The organism is Mesorhizobium sp. M0195, from assembly GCF_040322115.1.
Classification (GTDB): domain Bacteria; phylum Pseudomonadota; class Alphaproteobacteria; order Rhizobiales; family Rhizobiaceae; genus Mesorhizobium.
Window position 1 is genome coordinate 1 of the sequence record NZ_JAMYSV010000089.1, and the last position, 749, is coordinate 749.

Below are 749 nucleotides of genomic sequence, written 5' to 3' on the forward strand. Positions count from 1 at the left end.
GCGAAGGGCTGCTGGAGAAGCTGTTTGGCGAACTGGACCGGCAGTTGGAGAAAGCCGGTGTTATCCTGAAGCGGGGAACGATGCTGGATGCCACGCTGATCAATGCGGTTTCATTGCCCCCGACGGACGAGCGGACTTCGAAGGATACGGATGCCCGGCTCACCGCGCGAAAGGGCAAGGGCGGCTTCACCTTTGGCTACAAAGCCCATGTCGGGGTGGATGAGGGCTCTGGCCTGATCCGCACGGTGATTACCACGCCAGCCAACGTCAACGACACGGTGATGGCCGATAACTTGATCTGCGGCGACGAGAAGACGGTGTGGGCGGACGCCGCCTACGACACCCATGCCCGCCGCGCCCGGCTCAAGGCCGAGGGCAAGAAGGTGCGCATCGCGCGCCGCCCCAACAAGCACCATGCGCTGCCGCCGCGGCTCAAACATTACAACCGCCTGATCGCCAGACGGCGAGCGGCGGTGGAGACCACTTTCGCCACGCTCAAGAACCGCATGAAGCTGACCAATATCCGCTATGTCGGACTGGCGAAGGCCACCGCCCAGGTGACATTGGCGGCGATCGCCTTCAACATGCGCCGATGGGCCGCCATCACGGGATAGGTGCGCCCGCAGCCCGGCCGCCCGGGCCGAAACCGCCGCCGAAACCCCAAACAAGGGGGCGGAGCTCACAAAGACGAGCGAAATCCCTGCGATCCCGCCCCATCCAAACATCCCCGGTTACTGCGCAACAGGCCC

The 749-nt window shown here is 64.5% G+C and carries 1 protein-coding gene; it reads left to right on the forward strand.

What is annotated here, in order from left to right; all coding sequences use genetic code 11:
• A partial coding sequence (locus NKJ12_RS32140) for an IS5 family transposase (protein ID WP_352707736.1) occupies positions 1 to 614 on the forward strand: 614 nt, incomplete at its 5' end.
• Between the last annotated feature and the right edge of the window lie 135 nt (positions 615 to 749).